This window comes from Pedobacter sp. UC225_65 (genome assembly GCF_042698365.1).
In the GTDB taxonomy this organism is placed as follows: Bacteria; Bacteroidota; Bacteroidia; order Sphingobacteriales; family Sphingobacteriaceae; genus Pedobacter.
Genome location: NZ_CP170550.1, coordinates 3,910,115 through 3,926,842, shown reverse-complemented (window position 1 = coordinate 3,926,842; position 16,728 = coordinate 3,910,115). Strand labels below are relative to the sequence as shown.

Sequence of the window (16,728 nt, the reverse complement as noted above, 5' to 3'; positions counted from 1 at the left end):
ACTTGATACCATGGCAGGAAAATTATATCTCGTACCTACGCCAATTGGCAACCTGGAGGACATGACCTTTAGGGCAATCCGTATTTTAAAGGAAGCCGATGTGATCTTGGCTGAAGATACACGTACCAGCGCCCCTATGCTCAAACATTTTGGCATCGATAAAAAGGCTTATTCGCACCATCAGCACAACGAACACAAAGCAACTACAGAGATCATCAAATTCTTAAAACAAGGCCAGAATGTAGCTTTGATATCTGATGCAGGTACACCGGCTATTTCAGATCCAGGTTTCTTTTTGGTGAGGGAGGCTTTAAAAAACGAGATCGAGGTAAACTGTTTACCTGGGGCCACTGCCTTTGTACCGGCTTTGGTCAACTCTGGCCTACCCAGCGACCAGTTTGTATTTGAGGGATTTTTACCCGTAAAAAAAGGCAGACAGACCCGTTTAAAATTATTGGCCAACGAAGAAAGAACGATCATCTTTTACGAAAGTCCGCACCGTTTGTTAAAGACCTTGGCAGAATTTGCAGAGTATTTGGGCGAGGAAAGACAGGCTTCTGTAAGTAGAGAATTGACCAAGATGTACGAAGAAACCGTTCGTGGCACCCTTATTGAAATAAAATCACATTTCGAAAACAATATATTAAAAGGAGAATTCGTAATTTGTGTAGCAGGCGCCGAAGAGCGTAAGGATAAAGAAGCCAAGACAAAAGATAAATACCATAAAAAAGAAGACAATGATTAGCATAGATAGATTTTTAAGCGACGAACAAGACCCAAAGGCCGTAGAGAAAGTAATCGGTAAACTTAACGACCTCTTAACCTCTGGTGAGGAAATATTATACCTTGCCGTACAAAAAAAACCAGCGGTAAATCTTTTGCCAGATAGCATTGCCATTAGCAATAAACGCATTTTTTATTGCGAACCAGGCAATTTAGGATTGACGATGAACTTTAAGGACATTTCCTGGAAGAACATTAAAGAGGTTTCGTTTAAGGAAGAGTTTTTTGGTTCAAAATTCATTTGCGTTCCCCAACATGGAGAAAACATTGTCACCGAGTTCATTCCTAAAACACAGGCCAGAAAATTGCATCAAGCCGCCAATGAGCAATTGGAACAATACAAGGAAATGATCAGACAGCAGCAATTGGAAGAAAACAGGGCTTCTGCGGCTTCGGTCAATGTTCCCCCTATTCAAACCATTATTGATCTACCGATAGAAGAAGCAGAAGTAATTCAGCAACCTATAATTGAAGATGTAGAGGACGAAACCACCTTGAAATTAAGGAAACTGAAAACCTTGTACGATAAACAGCTGATCACCAAAGAGGAGTACGAAAGCAAAAAGGCTAATATATTAGATAGCTTGTAATGAATAAAAGGCAGACGTATCTCTTAGCACTTTGTAGTGCATTTTTAATGTGGTTGGCCTGGCCTCCGCACATCTGGTTCGCTCCATTGTTATTAGTAGGCTTAGTACCTTTGTTGATTGCCTTACACAACATCAGCAAACAAGGGCTAAAAAAAACTGGCAAACGTATATTCTTAACAGCTGGCCTTACCTTTTTAGTTTGGAATACGGCCTCTATTTATTGGGTATACAATGCCATTAGTGCAGATAACCCTGCAGTAGTTGCTTTTTTGATTTCGCTGATTCCTTTTGGCTTAGGTGCTTTAATGATGACCTTTGCCTTTTGGTTACATTACCAATTGCGCAGCAAGGTAAATGCTAAAATCGCCTACTTGGGGCTGATCTGCTTTTACATTTCGATGGAATACCTGCACCAAAGCTGGGACTTGGCCTTTCCATGGATGACTTTGGGCAATGGTTTTGCCGGCATGCACCAATTGGCCCAATGGTACGAATATACAGGAGTTTATGGCGGTTCGATCTGGATCTTATTGAGCAACATATTGGTTTTTGAGGCTTACCAAAGCTTTAATACCAAAAATGGATTTGCCAAATATAGCACAGGTATCGTTTGGTTGCTTCTGGTAGCTTTGCCTATAGGCTTTTCTTTAAAGATCTATTCCGGTTATAAAGAAAAAGAATCTCCGGTCAATGTAGTTGTGGTACAGCCAAACATTCGATCCTTATAAAAAATTAGGAGACATTCCCCCTAGCCAACAGATACAGATCCTAAGCCGCCTATCAGATTCGATCGCACAGGTCAATACAGAATATTTCATTTGGCCAGAAACAGCTATTCCAGATTATGCAGATGAAGACAGGATCAGAAGCAATCCAGATTTTTTACAGGTGCAACAATTTTTAGACAAGTATAAAAATGGTACGCTGATCACAGGGATTGAAAGTATGAAATATTACAACGACAAAAAAACAATCTCTTCCAAACCGAATCCAAATGGTGGTTTTTACGACAATTTTAATACAGCCATGCAGGTAGAAAACTCTGCAGAAGTGGCACTTTACCATAAATCTAAATTGGTACCTGGAGTAGAGAAAATGCCTTTCCCACAAACGTTATCATTTTTGGCCCCTGTTTTCGAAAAATTAGGAGGTAGTGCTTCTGGTTGGGGCTGGCAAGATCATCCCGATGTTTTTTACTCTCAGAACGGTGTAGGTGTTGCACCTGTGATCTGCTACGAATCCATTTGGGGCAGTTGGGTTGGCGAATCTGTTAAAAATGGTGCCCAGTTCATTGCAGTGATCACCAACGATGGCTGGTGGGGCAATACCTCTGGCAAAGACCAACATTTGATGTATGCTAAGCTAAGGGCCATAGAAACACGCCGTTGGGTAGTTAGATCGGCCAATACAGGCATCTCGGGTTTCATCAACCAAAGAGGTGATGTTATTAAGCAATCTACCTGGTGGACAAGTACCGCATTAAAAGCAGACATCAATTTAAACGATTCGTTAACAGTTTACGTTAACAATGGAGACATCATTGCCAAACTAGCCGCCATCTTAGCTGTGGTTTTGGCATTCATCATTCCTTATAGAAAATGGGTAAAAAAATAATATGGGTCGTTGCGCTGTTGCTGAGCCTCCATACCACAAGCCAAGCACAGGTTTACATAGACAATATGTACAAACAAGCCAATGCCATGGCCAACGCCACCATTAAGGGAGATTACACCACCTTGCTTAAATATACCCACCCAGCCATGATCAAAAGCATGGGTGGAAAGGAACAAGCCATGGCAACCATTAAACAAGGTGTAGCCATGCTCAAATCAGGTAGTCTTAATATTAAAAAGGTATCCATTGGTAAAGTAACCCAAACTGTGGTTGAAAAGGAAAACATCCAATGCATTGTTCCGCAACTTATGGACATGCGGATTGCTGGTGTTGACGCCCATTCGAACAATTACTTATTAGGCATTACTTACGATGGCGGTAAAAACTGGTATTTTATGAATACTGCATCCTCAACACCAGAAAAACTACGACAGTTTTTACCAGAACTCAACAAAAAACTTACTATACCTAAGTCTAACACCACTTACAAATAAGTCAGATGCAACAGAAAAAACCTATCCAGCTTTTACTATTAGCATTTATTTTGCTGTTTAACGTTGGCTGCGACCAAGTGTCTAAAACCATCGTAAGACAAAACATCGACCTGAACGAAAACATCAGCCTCTTAAAAAACCATATTACCTTAACCAAAGTAGAGAATACAGGGGCGTTTTTAAGCACAGGCAGTAACTTGCCTGATTTTGTCCGTTTGGTGCTGTTAAGCATCCTCCCTGTGCTAGTGCTCGGTTATGGCATCTTTTATCTGTTTACCCATACCAACTTGCCTAGGTGGTTTCAAATCGGCCTCTGCTTTTTAATAGGTGGAGGGATTGGCAACATCTACGACAGGATCAGATTTGGTTCTGTTACCGACTTCCTCCACATTGATTTTGTGATCTTTAGAACTGGCATCTTCAATCTGGCAGATGTTTCCATCATGATTGGTATCGCCATCCTATTTATCCAATCTTTTAAAAAGAAAGTAATCCAAGTTCCTACCGTGCAAGAAGAGAACTAAGGTAGTTTTTTGAAGATATTGGCCACAACAGAAGGAATATCATTGATGGCTTTCTGGCCATCATTTACTTCGCCTTCTGCCCAACCCCTCCAAATCAATTTAGAAGTTTTACGCTCAATGATATCGATCATGATGCTTCCGGCCTTTACCTGCATCTTTCTGGCCCTACTACCCACATACACTGGAAAAGGATCAGTATAAGCATAATAATAAATGGCCCTGCCCCTATAATAGCCAACCCTAGGGCTTAATCGTGGTGGTGGATTATAATATACCGGATCACTATAGGTTTTGGTCTCTTTGTTTACCACAGCAGTATATTTAATCAAAAGGTCTGGCTTGTTATTGTTGAGCTGAAATCCCCTTTTATCCAATTCTGTATTGGCAGCCTCCACAATCTTATCGGTAGCAATATCATTATTGTAGATTGAAGTTGTTTTAGATTCCGATTCTCGGAATCCAAGCATAGGTTTTATAACGCGTAGTATTTACAGCTTTGTTACTTACTGCATAATAATCGTAGGTTGAACACGAAGTTAGACAAACAACCATGCTCAATAAGATGAGTATCTTTTTCATGGCAAAATCATTTAATTAATAATTAAACATTTTTGAACCAAACAGGTTTAATCAGTGTTAAATAGTTTACTTTTAGATTATAAACCAAAAAGCCATGAACGTCCCAGCAAATCATCAGGCGGTAATGCCCTATCTCATGTTGGCCAATGCCGAAAAGTTTATCGATTTTGTAACCGTTGTTTTTGCAGCTACAATCAATGAAAAACAACTTACACCAGAAGGAAAGATAAGACATTGCGAGGCCAACATTGAAGGGAGCACGATCATGTTTACCAATATCAATGAGGATTGGCCAGCAGCAACGGCCCATCTATTTGTATATGTAGCCAATGCAGACGAATCGTACCATAAAGCATTGGCCCGTGGGGCAACGAGTGTAATGGACCTTTGGGTCAGCACTATGGCAGAACCTGTGGGGTTAAAGATCCTTGTGGAAATACTTGGTGGATCACCTCGATATAAGACCAAAGGATGGCTTTTCACCATCCTCTGGGTAGGCGAACTACATTAACTTAGAACGGAACTTGCCATCGGTAATGGTGACGTTAACTCCTGCCGTAGTTTTTGCGGTAAAGCTAAAGGTACCTTCTACATAACCACCCTCTTCTTTGGTAACCACTAAGGTACCTGAACCTTGGCCCACCATGGTATTGTACACCACTGGAGGCATTGAAGTTACCGTATAAATCGCTTGGGTAGTGTTTGTAGAGGTTACAGGCCCTCCAATAGGATATGTTTTGGCACCAGAGTAGCTGAGCACATTGATATTGATCTGTGCGCCATTTCCAGTACCACCAATAGCCAATACACCACTTGTTTTGGTAGCCTGTACGGCTAGGCCTGCAGTCCAGTCTTTGCCATCAACCTTGGCAGACATGCTGCCCTCGGTTACTTTGGTGTCGTCGCCTTTTTTACAAGAAGCGATGGTAAATAAGATCAGACAGCCCACCAATAATTTCTTTAAATTTTTCATTGCTATGATTAGATTAAATTGTTTACACAAAAAAACCTAATCAATGCCCGCAAGGCAATACCGGATTCTACGGATTAGACCTACCCACTATTGGGTACAGACTTTAAGCCATGTATTTGCCTACAATAGGCATTCTTCTGCCAATTCCGAATGCTTTTGGCGAAACCCTTAAAATAGGTGGGGTTTGGAAACGTTTAAACTCAGCAGCGTTCACCATCTTCAATATCCGCAGCACCAAGGTAGGATCAAAACCTTCTGCAATGATAGCTTTAGAACCTTTTTTCAGTTCGATATGTTGGAACAAGATCCGGTCTAAAATATCGTAATCCGGTAACGAATCAGAATCTTTTTGATCTGGTCTCAATTCTGCCGAGGGTGGTTTAACAATGGTATTTTCTGGAATTACCTCTCCATCCTTGTTGATGTATCTGGCCAACTGGAAAATCTGCGTTTTGTACACATCGCCAATTACCCCAAGGGCGCCACACATATCGCCGTATAAAGTGCCATAACCTACAGCACATTCGCTTTTGTTAGACGTATTCAATAAAATATAACCAAACTTGTTAGACATCGCCATCAGCACGATACCTCGACAACGGGCCTGTATATTCTCTTCGGTCAAATTAAACGGCAGATTGGCAAAGGGTTTAGCCAGCATGCCATCAAAGGCGTCAGCTGCGGCCTTGATCTCTATAATTTCGTGTTTACAGCCAATGTTGTTCACCAAATCTAAAGCATCTTTAATAGAATGGTCTGTAGAATATTTAGATGGCATTAAAACCGCCATTACATTTGCTGGTCCCAAAGCCCTACAGGCCAAGGCACAAACTATGGCCGAATCTATCCCGCCAGAAAGGCCTAAAACAGCCTTGCTAAATCCAGATTTTCTAAAATAATCTTTGATTCCCATGATCAAGGCATCATCGATCCTGCATGATGTCACTGTCACGTTCTGCAGCCGGATATTTGTTCTTTACATTTTGGATTTCATCCAAGTCAAATACCTGAAGATCTTCTTCAAAATATTTCATTTCGGCCTTTACCTCACCCGCCTCATCAAAAACCAACGAACCCCCATCAAACAAGATTTCGGTCTGCGCACCAACCTGGTTGACGTAGAACAACGGCAGTTGGTACTTTTTCGCATTGGTAGCCAAAATCTGGATGCGGTCTTCATCATGTCGATAGTTAAAAGGCGATGCCGCAATATTGATCATCAAATCTGGCGATTCCTTGATCAGAGTATCCATCGGGCAAGAAACGTACAAAGGGTCTTCGTCAATGTTCCAAAGGTCTTCGCAAATGGTCAATGCAATCTTTTTGCCCTTAAATGTAATACACTCAAACTGGTTGTTGGGCTCAAAATAGCGGTACTCGTCAAAAACATCGTAAGTAGGCAACAAGGCCTTTTTGGTCACCTCCTTTACCTTTCCATCTTCGATAAAATAGGCTGCATTGTACAGGTCTTTCCCTTCCAGCACTTCATTTTTAATGGGTAAGCCTAAAATACAGGCAATGCCTACACAATGTGTAGCTATGGTCTGGGCAGCTTCCTCACAAAGTGTGATGAAATCTGGAAACTCTAAAAAATCATTCGGAGAATAGCCACAAATAGCCAATTCTGAAAAAACGACCAGATCGGCGCCTTTTTCTTTGGCAAGATCAATGTGCGCAATGATATGTTTGGTATTCTGTTCGAAATTACCAATATGATAATTGAGTTGAGCTAAAGCTATTTTCATTAGATGTGAGATTTGAGCCTAAAGCAGTTTGCTTTACTATTTTTCAGTTAACACCGAATCTATTTTCTATTTCCTAACCTGATTAAAAGAATACTCCAAGATTAAGGCCTACAAAGTGGTTTCTTACCGTGTTTTTGCCTGTAGAGATATTCGTAAATCCATTATTAAAGGTCAGTCCCAGCATAAAACTGGTTTTGCCATCGATATCAAATTCGGCACCGCCTCCAATGATGACCCCGCCCCTGTAAAAACGGGTCCAGTCGGTTACGTTCATTCCATCTGCGAGTTCTACCCCATTCGACTTGGCATCTTGTTTGGCACCAATCCTAAAATCATTGGATAGTCCAAACTGACCGTACCAACGGATGTTACCGATATGGTCTGTTTTCAACTTAACGGTTAACGGAAATTCGATATACTGCATCTTATACTTAAGGTCGTAACCAATTGGTGCGCTACTACTTACCGGTAAGTGGTAAGGATTTACATTGATTTCTGTACTTTTTCCATTAATGGTGGTAATGGTTAGGGCAGTTGAAAAACTATAGTTCTCGGCAAAGTTAAAATCGGCCATCAGACCATAGGCAAACCCAAAATTTACCCCATTGCCTTTTCCGTTTTCTGCTTTGATAAAGCCAAAATTTGGATGTGCCGTTAGTCCCAACCTAAAACCATAATAAGGTGCATTACCTAGTTGAGCATAACTATGGGCCGTAAAAAATAAGAACAGTAGGGCAAGTAATATTTTCTTCATCTGCATATAATTTGTTTCCAATGATGTTGCTTTCATGTGCGTAGTCTCTATATTTGCTATACATGAGCTATAACGTAAAACATCTCCAAATCTATCTATTTTTTTTGTGTGTAATTGCAATTTTTTCTTGCAAACAGGATAACAGACCTGATGTAAGCAACATTAAGGTAGACATCAAGATCCAAAGATTTGAAAAAGACCTCTATGCCGGAAAAGCAAAAAGCATAACTGAGACTGATGCTTTTTTAGCCCAAAAATATGGTCTATTCTACAATGATTTTATCCATCAGATGATCGGCGATGCCAACATGACCGGACCACGGATGTTGGAAGGTCTGTACAACGACAAAGCTTATACTGCCCTGAACAAAGAAGTAGATAGCGTATACCCAAACCTGAGCAATGTAGAAAAAGAACTGACCCAGAATTTTAAATACATTAAATATTATTACCCCAAAACGAAAACGCCCAAATTCATTTCGTTTCTGTCGGGCTTTGCTTATCAGGTAATCCAGGCCGACGATTACATGGGCATTGGCCTAGACATGTTTTTGGGTAAGGACAGCCAGTTTTATGGGGCCATTGCCGCAAGTGTACCCATGTACCAATCCAGACGTTTTACGCCTGCGTATCTCCCATCAAGGGTTACAGAAGTATATGCGAGGGAAGAACTGTTTAAAGAACGTGATGAAGACCAGACCTTGTTGGCCAAGATGGTGTACAATGGCAAAATCCTTTATTTTTTAGACCAGGTTTTACCAGAAGCAACAGCCGATACCATTAAGATTGGTTATACCACCAATCAGTTGAACTGGTGCAAACAATTCGAATCGAACATCTGGGGCTTTTTCTTAGAACGTGACCTGTTGTACCAAAGTGATATCCAAAAGATACAGACCTATATTACCGATGGTCCTTTTACACCGGGCTTGGGCGATAAAAAATCATCTGCCCCTAAATTGGGCGTTTGGATCGGATGGCAGATCGTGAAAAAATACATGGCAGAGAATCCTGATGTTACCTTACAGCAACTGATGGCAGATAACGATGCCCAAAAGATATTGACCAGATCAAAGTATAAACCGAAAGAGGGTTAAAAGTTTGCAGTTGACAACTGTAAGTTACCAATAATCAATTGAACTAATGAACAATTGAACCAATGACACTAATGAACTAATGATACCAATAACCATTGAACTAATCAACCAATGAACAATCCATCAAATCCAACAGCAAAAAAGAAGATCGGTATCGTATTATCTGGCGGTGGCATTAGGGGCATTGCACATTTAGGCGTTTTAAAGGCCTTTACCAATGCAGGTGTAGAGTTTAGCCATATCAGTGGCACAAGTGCCGGTTCTATTGCTGGTGCTTTTTACGCAGCTGGTATAGACCCAGAAGAAGCCTTAAAGATTTTCTACAAGACCAAATTGTTGCGTTTCATTAGACCAGCTCTAGGCTCTTTGGGCCTGATCAACATCGAGAACGTAAAGAACATCTTAAAGGAATATTTCCCACACGATAAATTTGAAGAACTTAACATTCCATTAACCATTTGTGCCACCAACTTTAGCGAAGGCAATATGGTCTATTTTACCAAAGGTCCATTGATCCGCTCTATATTGGCCTCTAGCTGTATCCCTGGTATCTTTAAACCCATCATGATCGACGACCAGATGTATGTAGATGGTGGCATCTTAAATAACTTTCCGGTAGAGCCTTTACTGGACAATTGCGATTATATCATAGGTTCGTCCTGCAACCATTTGAAACCTGTACACAAGATCACCAAAATTGCAAACCTGATGCAACGTGCAGGTATCATGTCAATCAACCATGATATGGAACGCAAGATCAAGTTCTGCAACATGCTGATTGAGCCTAAGGGTATGGGAGAGAATCAGTACGTTTGACATGAAAAAGGCCGAAACCATTTATTGGTTGGCTTATGAAGAAACGTTAAAATCGATTCAACAGAGTGAGCGTTTTAAAGAGTTGTTAAAAGACTAAGCAAAGCCGATGACAGAAACTGAAGCTCAATCAATCGAGTTCAAATCGCCAATAGCCAAGTGGAACGATGCCATCTTTTTGGGGTCTTTTTTCTTTTTTACTTTTATTACTATTGGATTATTGGGTTTAAAGATTCATTATTTATACCCCTTGCTTATTCCTTTATTTGGTATTGCCACCTATTATGCTGCCCGCTACTTAACAATGGCTTTTACCACGATTACCATAACAGATAAGGAGTTTATTATTACTCAAAATAGTGGTGTTTTAAACAAAAACCTAGAGGTAAACATTGCATTAAACAATGTCAGAGGGTTTGAAATTGGGGATGTAACCAGAGGCTCAAGAGCACTTATTATTTATACAAATTCATTTCAATATTATAAGTATTCATTATCTAAAACGGCATACGAAACTATCTTAAAAGAATATTTGAGCAAGCACATCCAATTGCTAGACAAAACTAGTAATCCTTTGTTTAGTTCTTTTGGCTCCGCCTATTGGTTCGTATTTAAAAGGGCATTAGTTTTCTTATTTTTCTCATTTACCACCTTTGCAACACTTTATTGGTTAAATAATATATACTTACTTCAATTCATAAATGGAAAATATTTGACTTTTTTTTCATTTCTAATCTCATTGTTCTATTGGTGGTTCTTTATCCGTAGAACCGTTAAACTACATCAATTTAGATTTGGTGCTTTTTATTGGGGTAGCAATTTCTTTTTTTATTTCTCGACATGCTTGTTTTTGCCCATCCAGTATAACCTTAATAAAATCAAAGAAGTTCCTGTAACCCTTAATCATTCTTTTGAAGTATTAATCGCTCAACATACCAAACTTTTCACCATCAGACAGGTTAATTACGAACCAAACAGCATACTTTTATCAAATTATATTATTAAATCTAGAAGTGGCAGAAGCAATCTTTATGCTATAGACCATCAGTTTGCTACACCAATAGGTAGTGGTGATACGATTAAAAAAAATGGCGTTTATAATTTATGGCTGGTAAAGACCTATACGCAAAACACAAAAAAAACAGCCGATTTTTATGAAAAAATAACCGGTTTCCATCAGCAATATGAAGCCGTATTTAACTATTCCTTTAAACAAAAACCTGTTTTTTATAAATTGGTTGAAGATGATGACATGAACAGATTGGTTAAACGCAGCTATAATGCCTCGTCACAATCAAATATATTATTAGAACCTCATTGGGAGACTTTAGCAAGCTATAAAAACAATATCCAAAGAGAAATCATGCTTTTCATTTTAACAATGATATGTTTTAATTTAGTGGGATGCATCATCATTGCTATCAATCGATAACACCCCTCGACAAGCTCAGGATGACATTGTAGTAATAAGATACTAGAATAAAGACCTTAAGGTATTCTTCTATTGGCTTAAAGCTACCAAACGCTCTTCCTGCAATACCGGAATGGTGGTACAAAGACCTAGTTTCAAACAAAACTGAACATCTTCTTCAATATTCAACTGTTCTAACCTGTGGCTATGCGATGATTTGCGCAGGTAATTCCTCAGGTCGTCTTTGGCCAATAGATACATATCTTCGGCAGCCACACAAGAATCGTCGAAATGTACAAAATCCTTGCGGAGCACATTTACTACTGCACCTGCAAATAAGGTATCCTCCAGGTTAAATTTATCCTTCCAACCCGCACAGAGCAAAAGTACATCCTTGTCCTGCACCTTTAACCAGTTACACAAAGCCGTCAAATTTAAAAAAGAACCTACCACCACCTGATGTGCCCTTTCTTGTGCCATGTGCATGGCCTTGGTACCATTGGTGGTAGTCAGCACAATTGTTTTGCCAGCTACTTTTTCTTTGGTATACGAAAATGGTGAATTACCGAAATCGTAGCCTTCAACTACTTCGCCATTGCGTTCAGCAGCCAACAAATAACCTTTACCATTATAGTTTAAACAATCCTCTACATTGGCCACAGGGATGATTGCCTCCGCTCCGTTATCAATACCGTAAGTAATAGACGATGTTGCCCTTAAGATATCGATGACCACAACAATACTTTGTTCAATATCGTATAGGTTTAATAAGGCAGGTGTTAAACAAACTTCAATGGTTCTAGACATATTTTGGCGTATCAAGTATAAAGTACCAAGTATAAAGACAATGCTACGCAACGAGCTGTCTTGATACCTGATACTTCCTACTTTTATCTATTTATAAAATGGAAACTTAACTACTTTAGCTTTGATCTTGTTGTTTCTGATGTCGATGAAAATCTCTGTACCTTCTTTGGCCAACTCTTTGTTTACATAGCCCATACCAATTGCTTTTTGCAACGATGGAGACTGCGTACCAGAAGTTACCTTGCCAATTACATTACCTTCTGCATCAACAATAGGATAATCATGACGAGGGATACCGCGATCGATCATTTCAAAACCGATCAACTTACGCTGAACACCTGCTTCTTTTTGAGCCAATAGCGCCTCAGAATTGGTAAACGTTTTGGTAAACTTGGTGATCCAGCCCAAACCTGCCTCAATTGGCGATGTAGCATCATCAATGTCATTGCCATACAAACAGAAACCCATCTCTAAGCGCAATGTATCACGTGCGCCTAAACCAATCGGTTTGATCCCATACTCGGCACCAGCTTTAAAGATCGCATCCCAGATCTGGTCGGCATATTTATTTTCGAAATAGATCTCGAAACCACCCGCACCTGTATAACCCGTTGCAGAAACGACTACATTCTCTACACCTGCAAAAGTGCCTTTCTTAAAAGTATAATACTCCATCGATGCCAGATCAATAGTCGTTAAACTTTGTAACGCATCTGCTGCTTTCGGTCCTTGGATGGCCAGCAATGAAGTCTGGTCAGAGATGTTGTGCATCTCTACGTTATTGGTATTGAACTGTTGTATCCAGTTCCAATCTTTATCAATGTTACTTGCATTAACTACCAACATATAGGTTTTTTCATCTATGCGATAAACCAAAAGGTCATCAACAATACCACCATCTTTATTTGGCAGACAAGAATATTGCACCTTACCATCATGTAGTTTATTGGCATCATTACTTGTTACCCTTTGGATCAGGTCTAGGGCATTTTCGCCCTTCAAGATAAATTCGCCCATATGGCTTACATCAAAAACGCCAACCGTGTTTCTAACTGTAGCATGTTCGGCATTGATACCTTCGTATTGTACAGGCATGTTGTAACCAGCAAACGGCACCATTTTAGCACCTAATGATATATGTTTCTCTGTTAAAGCAGTATTCTTCATGATATTTTTTTAAATATTTGGTTGGCAAAAATACTAAGAATAGCCCAATGTTTTTGGTTTAAAAGTTTTTTAAGCGCAAACAAAGTAAAGATTTTACTACCTATGCCAAATTCTTAAATATTACTGCGGACTTGCACTGATCTAGCTATCTTTTACCTATTATTATTTTTATATTGGTCCTTCAACTATAAACCTATGCAAAAACTGAGTTCCTACTTCCTTTTCCTATTGATCAGCTTATCGCTTACTGCAACTGTACAAGAAAAAACGTATACCATCCCTTTTCAGTTAACCGACTACAACAACCTTTCTATACAGGCCATCCTGAACAAAAAAGACACGGTCAACCTGATGTTTCATACCGCAGCCAGTGCCCTTACCTTAACAGAAGATGGGCTAAAGCGTATTAAAAGTTTAAAATTTGGCAGAACCGACAGTGTAAAAAGTTGGGGAGGTAGCGATAATACATCCAGATATAGCGAAAGCAATACTGTACAGATTGGCGCATTAAAATGGGAGCATGTTCCCATCTGGGAGAACAAGAATTCTGGTCAACAGACCGATGGCAAATTTGGCCTCGAGCTTTTCGAGAACAAGACCTTGGAAATAGATTTTGATAAAAAGGTAATCATTGTTTCTACCTCATTACCTGCCAAGGCCAAAACATACGAAAAACTGAAATTGACCTATGAAAATGAAATGATGTTTGTAGAAGCTACAGCCACCATAGGCAACAACACCCTTAAAAACAAATACCTGATCCACTCGGGTTATGCCGGTGCTATCTTGTTCGACGACCAATTTGTGGCCCAGCATAAAATCGGTGATGAGCTAACCATAACTGCCGAAAAGCAGCTTAAAGATTCTTTTGGCAATGTGTTAAAAACCAAAAAAGCCATTTTACCTGCATTTGCAATTGGCAAACAAGAACTGACCAATGTATCTGTTGGTTTTTTTGAAGGTGCATTGGGTCGCCAGAAAATGAGCATTATAGGTGGCGACATTTTAAAAAGGTTCAACATCATTATCGATGCCAAAAGAGAATTTATTTATCTGAAAGCCAATAAGCTTAAAAATTCGGCTTATGCGAATGTGTAGAAGGGCCATTCCATCTTCTTGGTTCGTGTCGCCACGAACCCATTAAACTTCCACTAATAGATATCATTTTTTTTGAAAATACCAACCCTACACATTACTACCAAAGATTAATCCTTATTCCGTAAGACCATGAAATGGTATATTGGGTATTGCAAAACAACCATCCTTATGGTTAGTAGAGACGCGAGCCATGATGTAAACAACATCCACAATTTACTATCCACAAAATGGTTTGGCCAGAACAGGGCTAAACAGGCTTAATTCGTTCAACGAACAAAAAGTATAAACACACCCATCTTCTTTTCAAGGGAAACCAAATATTGCATTTTTACGCTGACCCCTATCGACAAAAAACAGGTTTCCAATGGGTTATGATCGAACATAAAATTTAAAATTATTTTTTTATTATACGAAATAATCGTAGATTAACGAATAATAAATAGATTTTAACTTATCAAAACAACTGGTGTAAAGAATAAACAATCTGCAAAACATTTAACCAAAAAAATATGAAAACCATTTTAACTACATTATTTGCCACTGCAATTGCAGCTGTTGCTACGGCACAACGGCCAGACGAGGCCTTGATCAGGGTGAAATACAATTTTTCGCACATGACGGACACCAACAAAAGGCAAAACTTTTTTAAGGAAACGATGATGGTAACTGCAGGCAAAAATGCTTCTGTTTTTTCAAGTTACGATAATGCATTATATGCTGAAGAAACAAAGGCTGCTTTAGAACAACAGAGCAGGGAGCAAGTGGGGGTAGCTACTCCAACCTTTAAAATGCCACCACGTAAAAAAGCAACAAGCAGAGCGGCAGTATATTATTACGCCAATGAACACAAATTATTTATCCAAGAACAATTAGGAGCCATGTACCTTGTTGAAAGAGATGCAGACAAAATTGACTGGAAAATAACGTTAGAAACACAGCAAATTGAAGGCATAAACTGCAAAAAGGCAACAGCACATTACAGAGGTAGAAATTGGATTGTCTGGTTCTCTGAGGACCTTCCTTTTGCCACTGGACCATGGATACTTGTAGGCTTACCCGGCCTCATTATTCAGGCACATGATGATCGAAAAGAAGTGATGTTCGAATTTGCGGGTCTCGAAAAAATAGAAAACAAACAGAAAAAATCTGCCAAAAAAATAGGTGAAGAACATGACATGAAAGGTTTTTTAGGCAGTAGCGATTCTTTGACCAAAAACCTCATCGAACTACCTGATAAAGCCATTAGAGCAACACCAGAAGAAATTAAAAAGCTAAGGGAAGCTATGAAAAAAGACCCACAGGGCTTTATAAAAACGCAAATGGCTGCCATGGGATTTGGTGGTCTAACGCCAATTTCTACCGGCCAAAGAACAACTCCCCCGCCTGCTGAAATAATGAATAATCCTATCGACAAATCTAAGCCATAGCTAAAGCATTCCAACGCACTATCGTACATTGGAATTTCGAACCATGGTGCGTTGGAATTTCTTAAACCAGTTTAAGTTTTTTATACTTTTTGTTTAAGACATTTACACCATCAATTCAATAATTATGGATAGTAAAATGGCAAAACTAGGTCAGCTATTTTTTAGGGTGGCCATTGCCTGCTCTTTTCTTTCTGCAGTAGCAGACCGTTTGGGTTTTTGGGGAGCACCTGGTAGCCCATCGGTAAGCTGGGGCAATTGGCAAAATTTTGTAGCCTATTCCAATCAACTCAATGCCTTTGCATCGGCACAATTAGGTGAACTATTGGCCTTTGCTGCTACATTTTTAGAAATACTGTTCGCATTGCTATTGCTCATTGGCTACAAGTTAAAGTTAACAGCACTTGCATCGGCAGCACTACTATTAGCCTTTGCCCTGAGCATGACATTTAGCATAGGCATCAAAGCACCATTCGACTACAGTGTATGGACCAGCGCTACAGCTTGTTTGTTGTTATACAGTATTCCATCCTACCCATATAGCATAGATGCCTATTTGAATAGGCAACAAAAAAATAGCCCCACAGGTATTTAGAACAATTAAAATTTATTGTTATACTTACAAAACATAACAATAAGATATGGGACTTTTTAGTGAAGACACACCAGAGATAGTAGAAATCATGGGCAAGAAATTAGTTTGCCCGATCTGTTCAAATACCAACTTTTGGCAACGCAGTGCACAACTCAATACTGCAGTAGCCTCATTCTTTAACTTGGATTGGGCCAACCGTTCTGCTACTTGCTTTGTATGTTCCAATTGCACTCACATCTCGTGGTTTTTAGGGAACTAAA

Annotated in this window: 20 protein-coding genes and 1 pseudogene; 14 read left to right on the top strand and 7 right to left on the bottom strand. The window is 39.5% G+C overall.

Features of this window, described 5'->3' with window-relative positions:
• The first annotated feature begins 10 nt into the window (after window positions 1-10).
• The 6 genes from rsmI to lspA are packed head-to-tail and all read left to right on the top strand — an operon-like array spanning window position 11 to window position 4,005.
• Window positions 11-745, top strand: coding sequence for a 16S rRNA (cytidine(1402)-2'-O)-methyltransferase (gene rsmI, locus ACFJIZ_RS20745; RefSeq protein ID WP_379088558.1), 735 nt, complete (start codon window positions 11-13; stop codon window positions 743-745).
• On the top strand, window positions 738-1,373 hold the full coding sequence (locus ACFJIZ_RS20740) for a PH domain-containing protein (RefSeq protein WP_379088555.1): 636 nt from the start codon (window positions 738-740) through the stop codon (window positions 1,371-1,373). The genes rsmI and ACFJIZ_RS20740 overlap by 8 nt, the downstream gene beginning before the upstream one ends.
• A complete protein-coding gene (locus ACFJIZ_RS20735; RefSeq protein WP_379088552.1) occupies window positions 1,373-2,101 on the top strand; it encodes a hypothetical protein in 729 nt (242 codons plus the stop codon). The genes ACFJIZ_RS20740 and ACFJIZ_RS20735 overlap by 1 nt, the downstream gene beginning before the upstream one ends.
• A complete protein-coding gene (gene lnt, locus ACFJIZ_RS20730; RefSeq protein WP_379088549.1) occupies window positions 2,070-2,987 on the top strand; it encodes an apolipoprotein N-acyltransferase in 918 nt (305 codons plus the stop codon). The genes ACFJIZ_RS20735 and lnt overlap by 32 nt, the downstream gene beginning before the upstream one ends.
• Window positions 2,972-3,481, top strand: a complete 510-nt coding sequence (locus tag ACFJIZ_RS20725; protein ID WP_379088546.1) for a hypothetical protein — start codon at window positions 2,972-2,974, stop codon at window positions 3,479-3,481. The genes lnt and ACFJIZ_RS20725 overlap by 16 nt, the downstream gene beginning before the upstream one ends.
• Before the next feature lie 5 nt (window positions 3,482-3,486).
• Window positions 3,487-4,005, top strand: coding sequence for a signal peptidase II (lspA, locus tag ACFJIZ_RS20720; protein WP_379088543.1), 519 nt, complete (start codon window positions 3,487-3,489; stop codon window positions 4,003-4,005).
• On the opposite strand, the gene ACFJIZ_RS20715 is transcribed toward lspA, so the two are convergent.
• Both ACFJIZ_RS20715 and ACFJIZ_RS20710 read right to left on the bottom strand, forming a co-directional pair.
• Window positions 4,002-4,472, bottom strand: coding sequence for a DUF4136 domain-containing protein (locus ACFJIZ_RS20715; protein ID WP_379088540.1), 471 nt, complete (start codon window positions 4,470-4,472; stop codon window positions 4,002-4,004). The genes lspA and ACFJIZ_RS20715 overlap by 4 nt on opposite strands.
• On the bottom strand, window positions 4,444-4,584 hold the full coding sequence (locus ACFJIZ_RS20710; RefSeq protein WP_379088537.1) for a hypothetical protein: 141 nt from the start codon (window positions 4,582-4,584) through the stop codon (window positions 4,444-4,446). Before ACFJIZ_RS20710 ends, ACFJIZ_RS20715 begins: the two co-directional genes overlap by 29 nt.
• Before the next feature lie 94 nt (window positions 4,585-4,678).
• On the opposite strand from ACFJIZ_RS20710, the gene ACFJIZ_RS20705 reads away from it, so the two are divergent.
• The gene (locus tag ACFJIZ_RS20705) at window positions 4,679-5,095 is read left to right on the top strand and encodes a VOC family protein (RefSeq protein WP_379088534.1); all 417 of its coding nucleotides are present in this window, start codon (window positions 4,679-4,681) and stop codon (window positions 5,093-5,095) included.
• On the opposite strand, the gene ACFJIZ_RS20700 is transcribed toward ACFJIZ_RS20705, so the two are convergent.
• The 3 genes and pseudogenes from ACFJIZ_RS20700 to ACFJIZ_RS20690 all read right to left on the bottom strand — a co-directional run bounded on the left by ACFJIZ_RS20700 (window position 5,087) and on the right by ACFJIZ_RS20690 (window position 8,056).
• Window positions 5,087-5,557, bottom strand: a complete 471-nt coding sequence (locus ACFJIZ_RS20700) for a DUF6252 family protein (protein WP_379088532.1) — start codon at window positions 5,555-5,557, stop codon at window positions 5,087-5,089. The two genes, ACFJIZ_RS20705 and ACFJIZ_RS20700, sit on opposite strands and share 9 nt — an antisense overlap.
• Window positions 5,558-5,660: 103 nt before the next feature.
• Window positions 5,661-7,302, bottom strand: a pseudogene (locus ACFJIZ_RS20695) (NAD+ synthase).
• Window positions 7,303-7,384: 82 nt separating this feature from the next.
• Window positions 7,385-8,056, bottom strand: coding sequence for a porin family protein (locus tag ACFJIZ_RS20690; RefSeq protein WP_379088529.1), 672 nt, complete (start codon window positions 8,054-8,056; stop codon window positions 7,385-7,387).
• 62 nt (window positions 8,057-8,118) lie between these two features.
• Between ACFJIZ_RS20690 and gldB the strand changes: the two genes are divergently transcribed.
• The 3 genes from gldB (at window position 8,119) to ACFJIZ_RS20675 (ending at window position 11,398) form a co-directional block, all read left to right on the top strand.
• Window positions 8,119-9,153 (top strand): gliding motility lipoprotein GldB, encoded by a 1,035-nt coding sequence (gldB, locus tag ACFJIZ_RS20685; RefSeq protein ID WP_379088526.1) that lies wholly within the window; start codon window positions 8,119-8,121, stop codon window positions 9,151-9,153.
• 111 nt (window positions 9,154-9,264) lie between these two features.
• On the top strand, window positions 9,265-9,969 hold the full coding sequence (locus ACFJIZ_RS20680; protein ID WP_379088523.1) for a patatin-like phospholipase family protein: 705 nt from the start codon (window positions 9,265-9,267) through the stop codon (window positions 9,967-9,969).
• 106 nt (window positions 9,970-10,075) lie between these two features.
• A complete protein-coding gene (locus ACFJIZ_RS20675; RefSeq protein WP_379088520.1) occupies window positions 10,076-11,398 on the top strand; it encodes a hypothetical protein in 1,323 nt (440 codons plus the stop codon).
• A 69-nt stretch (window positions 11,399-11,467) separates the two neighbouring features.
• Here ACFJIZ_RS20675 and ACFJIZ_RS20670 read toward each other — a convergent pair whose 3' ends face one another.
• Both ACFJIZ_RS20670 and gcvT read right to left on the bottom strand, forming a co-directional pair.
• A complete protein-coding gene (locus tag ACFJIZ_RS20670) occupies window positions 11,468-12,184 on the bottom strand; it encodes a 2-phosphosulfolactate phosphatase (RefSeq protein ID WP_379088517.1) in 717 nt (238 codons plus the stop codon).
• 87 nt (window positions 12,185-12,271) lie between these two features.
• Window positions 12,272-13,351: a glycine cleavage system aminomethyltransferase GcvT gene (gene gcvT / locus ACFJIZ_RS20665; protein ID WP_379088514.1), complete on the bottom strand. Its 1,080-nt coding sequence runs from the start codon at window positions 13,349-13,351 to the stop codon at window positions 12,272-12,274.
• Window positions 13,352-13,546: 195 nt separating this feature from the next.
• Here gcvT and ACFJIZ_RS20660 point away from each other — a divergent pair, with 195 nt between their 5' ends.
• From ACFJIZ_RS20660 to ACFJIZ_RS20645, 4 genes are all read left to right on the top strand, one after another.
• A complete protein-coding gene (locus ACFJIZ_RS20660) occupies window positions 13,547-14,449 on the top strand; it encodes a hypothetical protein (protein WP_379088511.1) in 903 nt (300 codons plus the stop codon).
• A gap of 509 nt (window positions 14,450-14,958) precedes the next feature.
• Window positions 14,959-15,876 (top strand): GLPGLI family protein, encoded by a 918-nt coding sequence (locus ACFJIZ_RS20655; RefSeq protein ID WP_379088508.1) that lies wholly within the window; start codon window positions 14,959-14,961, stop codon window positions 15,874-15,876.
• A gap of 124 nt (window positions 15,877-16,000) precedes the next feature.
• Window positions 16,001-16,468 (top strand): DoxX family protein, encoded by a 468-nt coding sequence (locus tag ACFJIZ_RS20650; RefSeq protein ID WP_379088505.1) that lies wholly within the window; start codon window positions 16,001-16,003, stop codon window positions 16,466-16,468.
• 46 nt (window positions 16,469-16,514) lie between these two features.
• Window positions 16,515-16,727, top strand: a complete 213-nt coding sequence (locus tag ACFJIZ_RS20645; RefSeq protein WP_379088502.1) for a hypothetical protein — start codon at window positions 16,515-16,517, stop codon at window positions 16,725-16,727.
• Window position 16,728: the final 1 nt, after the last annotated feature.

Excerpts from the sequence above, each read along its gene's own strand:
- ACFJIZ_RS20710 (WP_379088537.1), bottom strand. The coding sequence starts at position 4,584 with ATGAAAAAGATACTCATCTTATTGAGCATGGTTGTTTGTCTAACTTCG.
- lspA (WP_379088543.1), top strand. The coding sequence starts at position 3,487 with ATGCAACAGAAAAAACCTATCCAGCTTTTACTATTAGCATTTATTTTG.
- ACFJIZ_RS20735 (WP_379088552.1), top strand. The coding sequence starts at position 1,373 with ATGAATAAAAGGCAGACGTATCTCTTAGCACTTTGTAGTGCATTTTTA.
- ACFJIZ_RS20680 (WP_379088523.1), top strand. The coding sequence starts at position 9,265 with ATGAACAATCCATCAAATCCAACAGCAAAAAAGAAGATCGGTATCGTA.
- gcvT (WP_379088514.1), bottom strand. The coding sequence starts at position 13,351 with ATGAAGAATACTGCTTTAACAGAGAAACATATATCATTAGGTGCTAAA.
- ACFJIZ_RS20700 (WP_379088532.1), bottom strand. The coding sequence starts at position 5,557 with ATGAAAAATTTAAAGAAATTATTGGTGGGCTGTCTGATCTTATTTACC.
- gldB (WP_379088526.1), top strand. The coding sequence starts at position 8,119 with ATGAGCTATAACGTAAAACATCTCCAAATCTATCTATTTTTTTTGTGT.
- ACFJIZ_RS20670 (WP_379088517.1), bottom strand. The coding sequence starts at position 12,184 with ATGTCTAGAACCATTGAAGTTTGTTTAACACCTGCCTTATTAAACCTA.
- ACFJIZ_RS20715 (WP_379088540.1), bottom strand. The coding sequence starts at position 4,472 with ATGCTTGGATTCCGAGAATCGGAATCTAAAACAACTTCAATCTACAAT.
- rsmI (WP_379088558.1), top strand. The coding sequence starts at position 11 with ATGGCAGGAAAATTATATCTCGTACCTACGCCAATTGGCAACCTGGAG.
- ACFJIZ_RS20690 (WP_379088529.1), bottom strand. The coding sequence starts at position 8,056 with ATGAAGAAAATATTACTTGCCCTACTGTTCTTATTTTTTACGGCCCAT.
- ACFJIZ_RS20725 (WP_379088546.1), top strand. The coding sequence starts at position 2,972 with ATGGGTAAAAAAATAATATGGGTCGTTGCGCTGTTGCTGAGCCTCCAT.
- ACFJIZ_RS20660 (WP_379088511.1), top strand. The coding sequence starts at position 13,547 with ATGCAAAAACTGAGTTCCTACTTCCTTTTCCTATTGATCAGCTTATCG.
- ACFJIZ_RS20645 (WP_379088502.1), top strand. The coding sequence starts at position 16,515 with ATGGGACTTTTTAGTGAAGACACACCAGAGATAGTAGAAATCATGGGC.
- ACFJIZ_RS20675 (WP_379088520.1), top strand. The coding sequence starts at position 10,076 with ATGACAGAAACTGAAGCTCAATCAATCGAGTTCAAATCGCCAATAGCC.
- ACFJIZ_RS20705 (WP_379088534.1), top strand. The coding sequence starts at position 4,679 with ATGAACGTCCCAGCAAATCATCAGGCGGTAATGCCCTATCTCATGTTG.
- ACFJIZ_RS20655 (WP_379088508.1), top strand. The coding sequence starts at position 14,959 with ATGAAAACCATTTTAACTACATTATTTGCCACTGCAATTGCAGCTGTT.
- ACFJIZ_RS20740 (WP_379088555.1), top strand. The coding sequence starts at position 738 with ATGATTAGCATAGATAGATTTTTAAGCGACGAACAAGACCCAAAGGCC.
- ACFJIZ_RS20650 (WP_379088505.1), top strand. The coding sequence starts at position 16,001 with ATGGATAGTAAAATGGCAAAACTAGGTCAGCTATTTTTTAGGGTGGCC.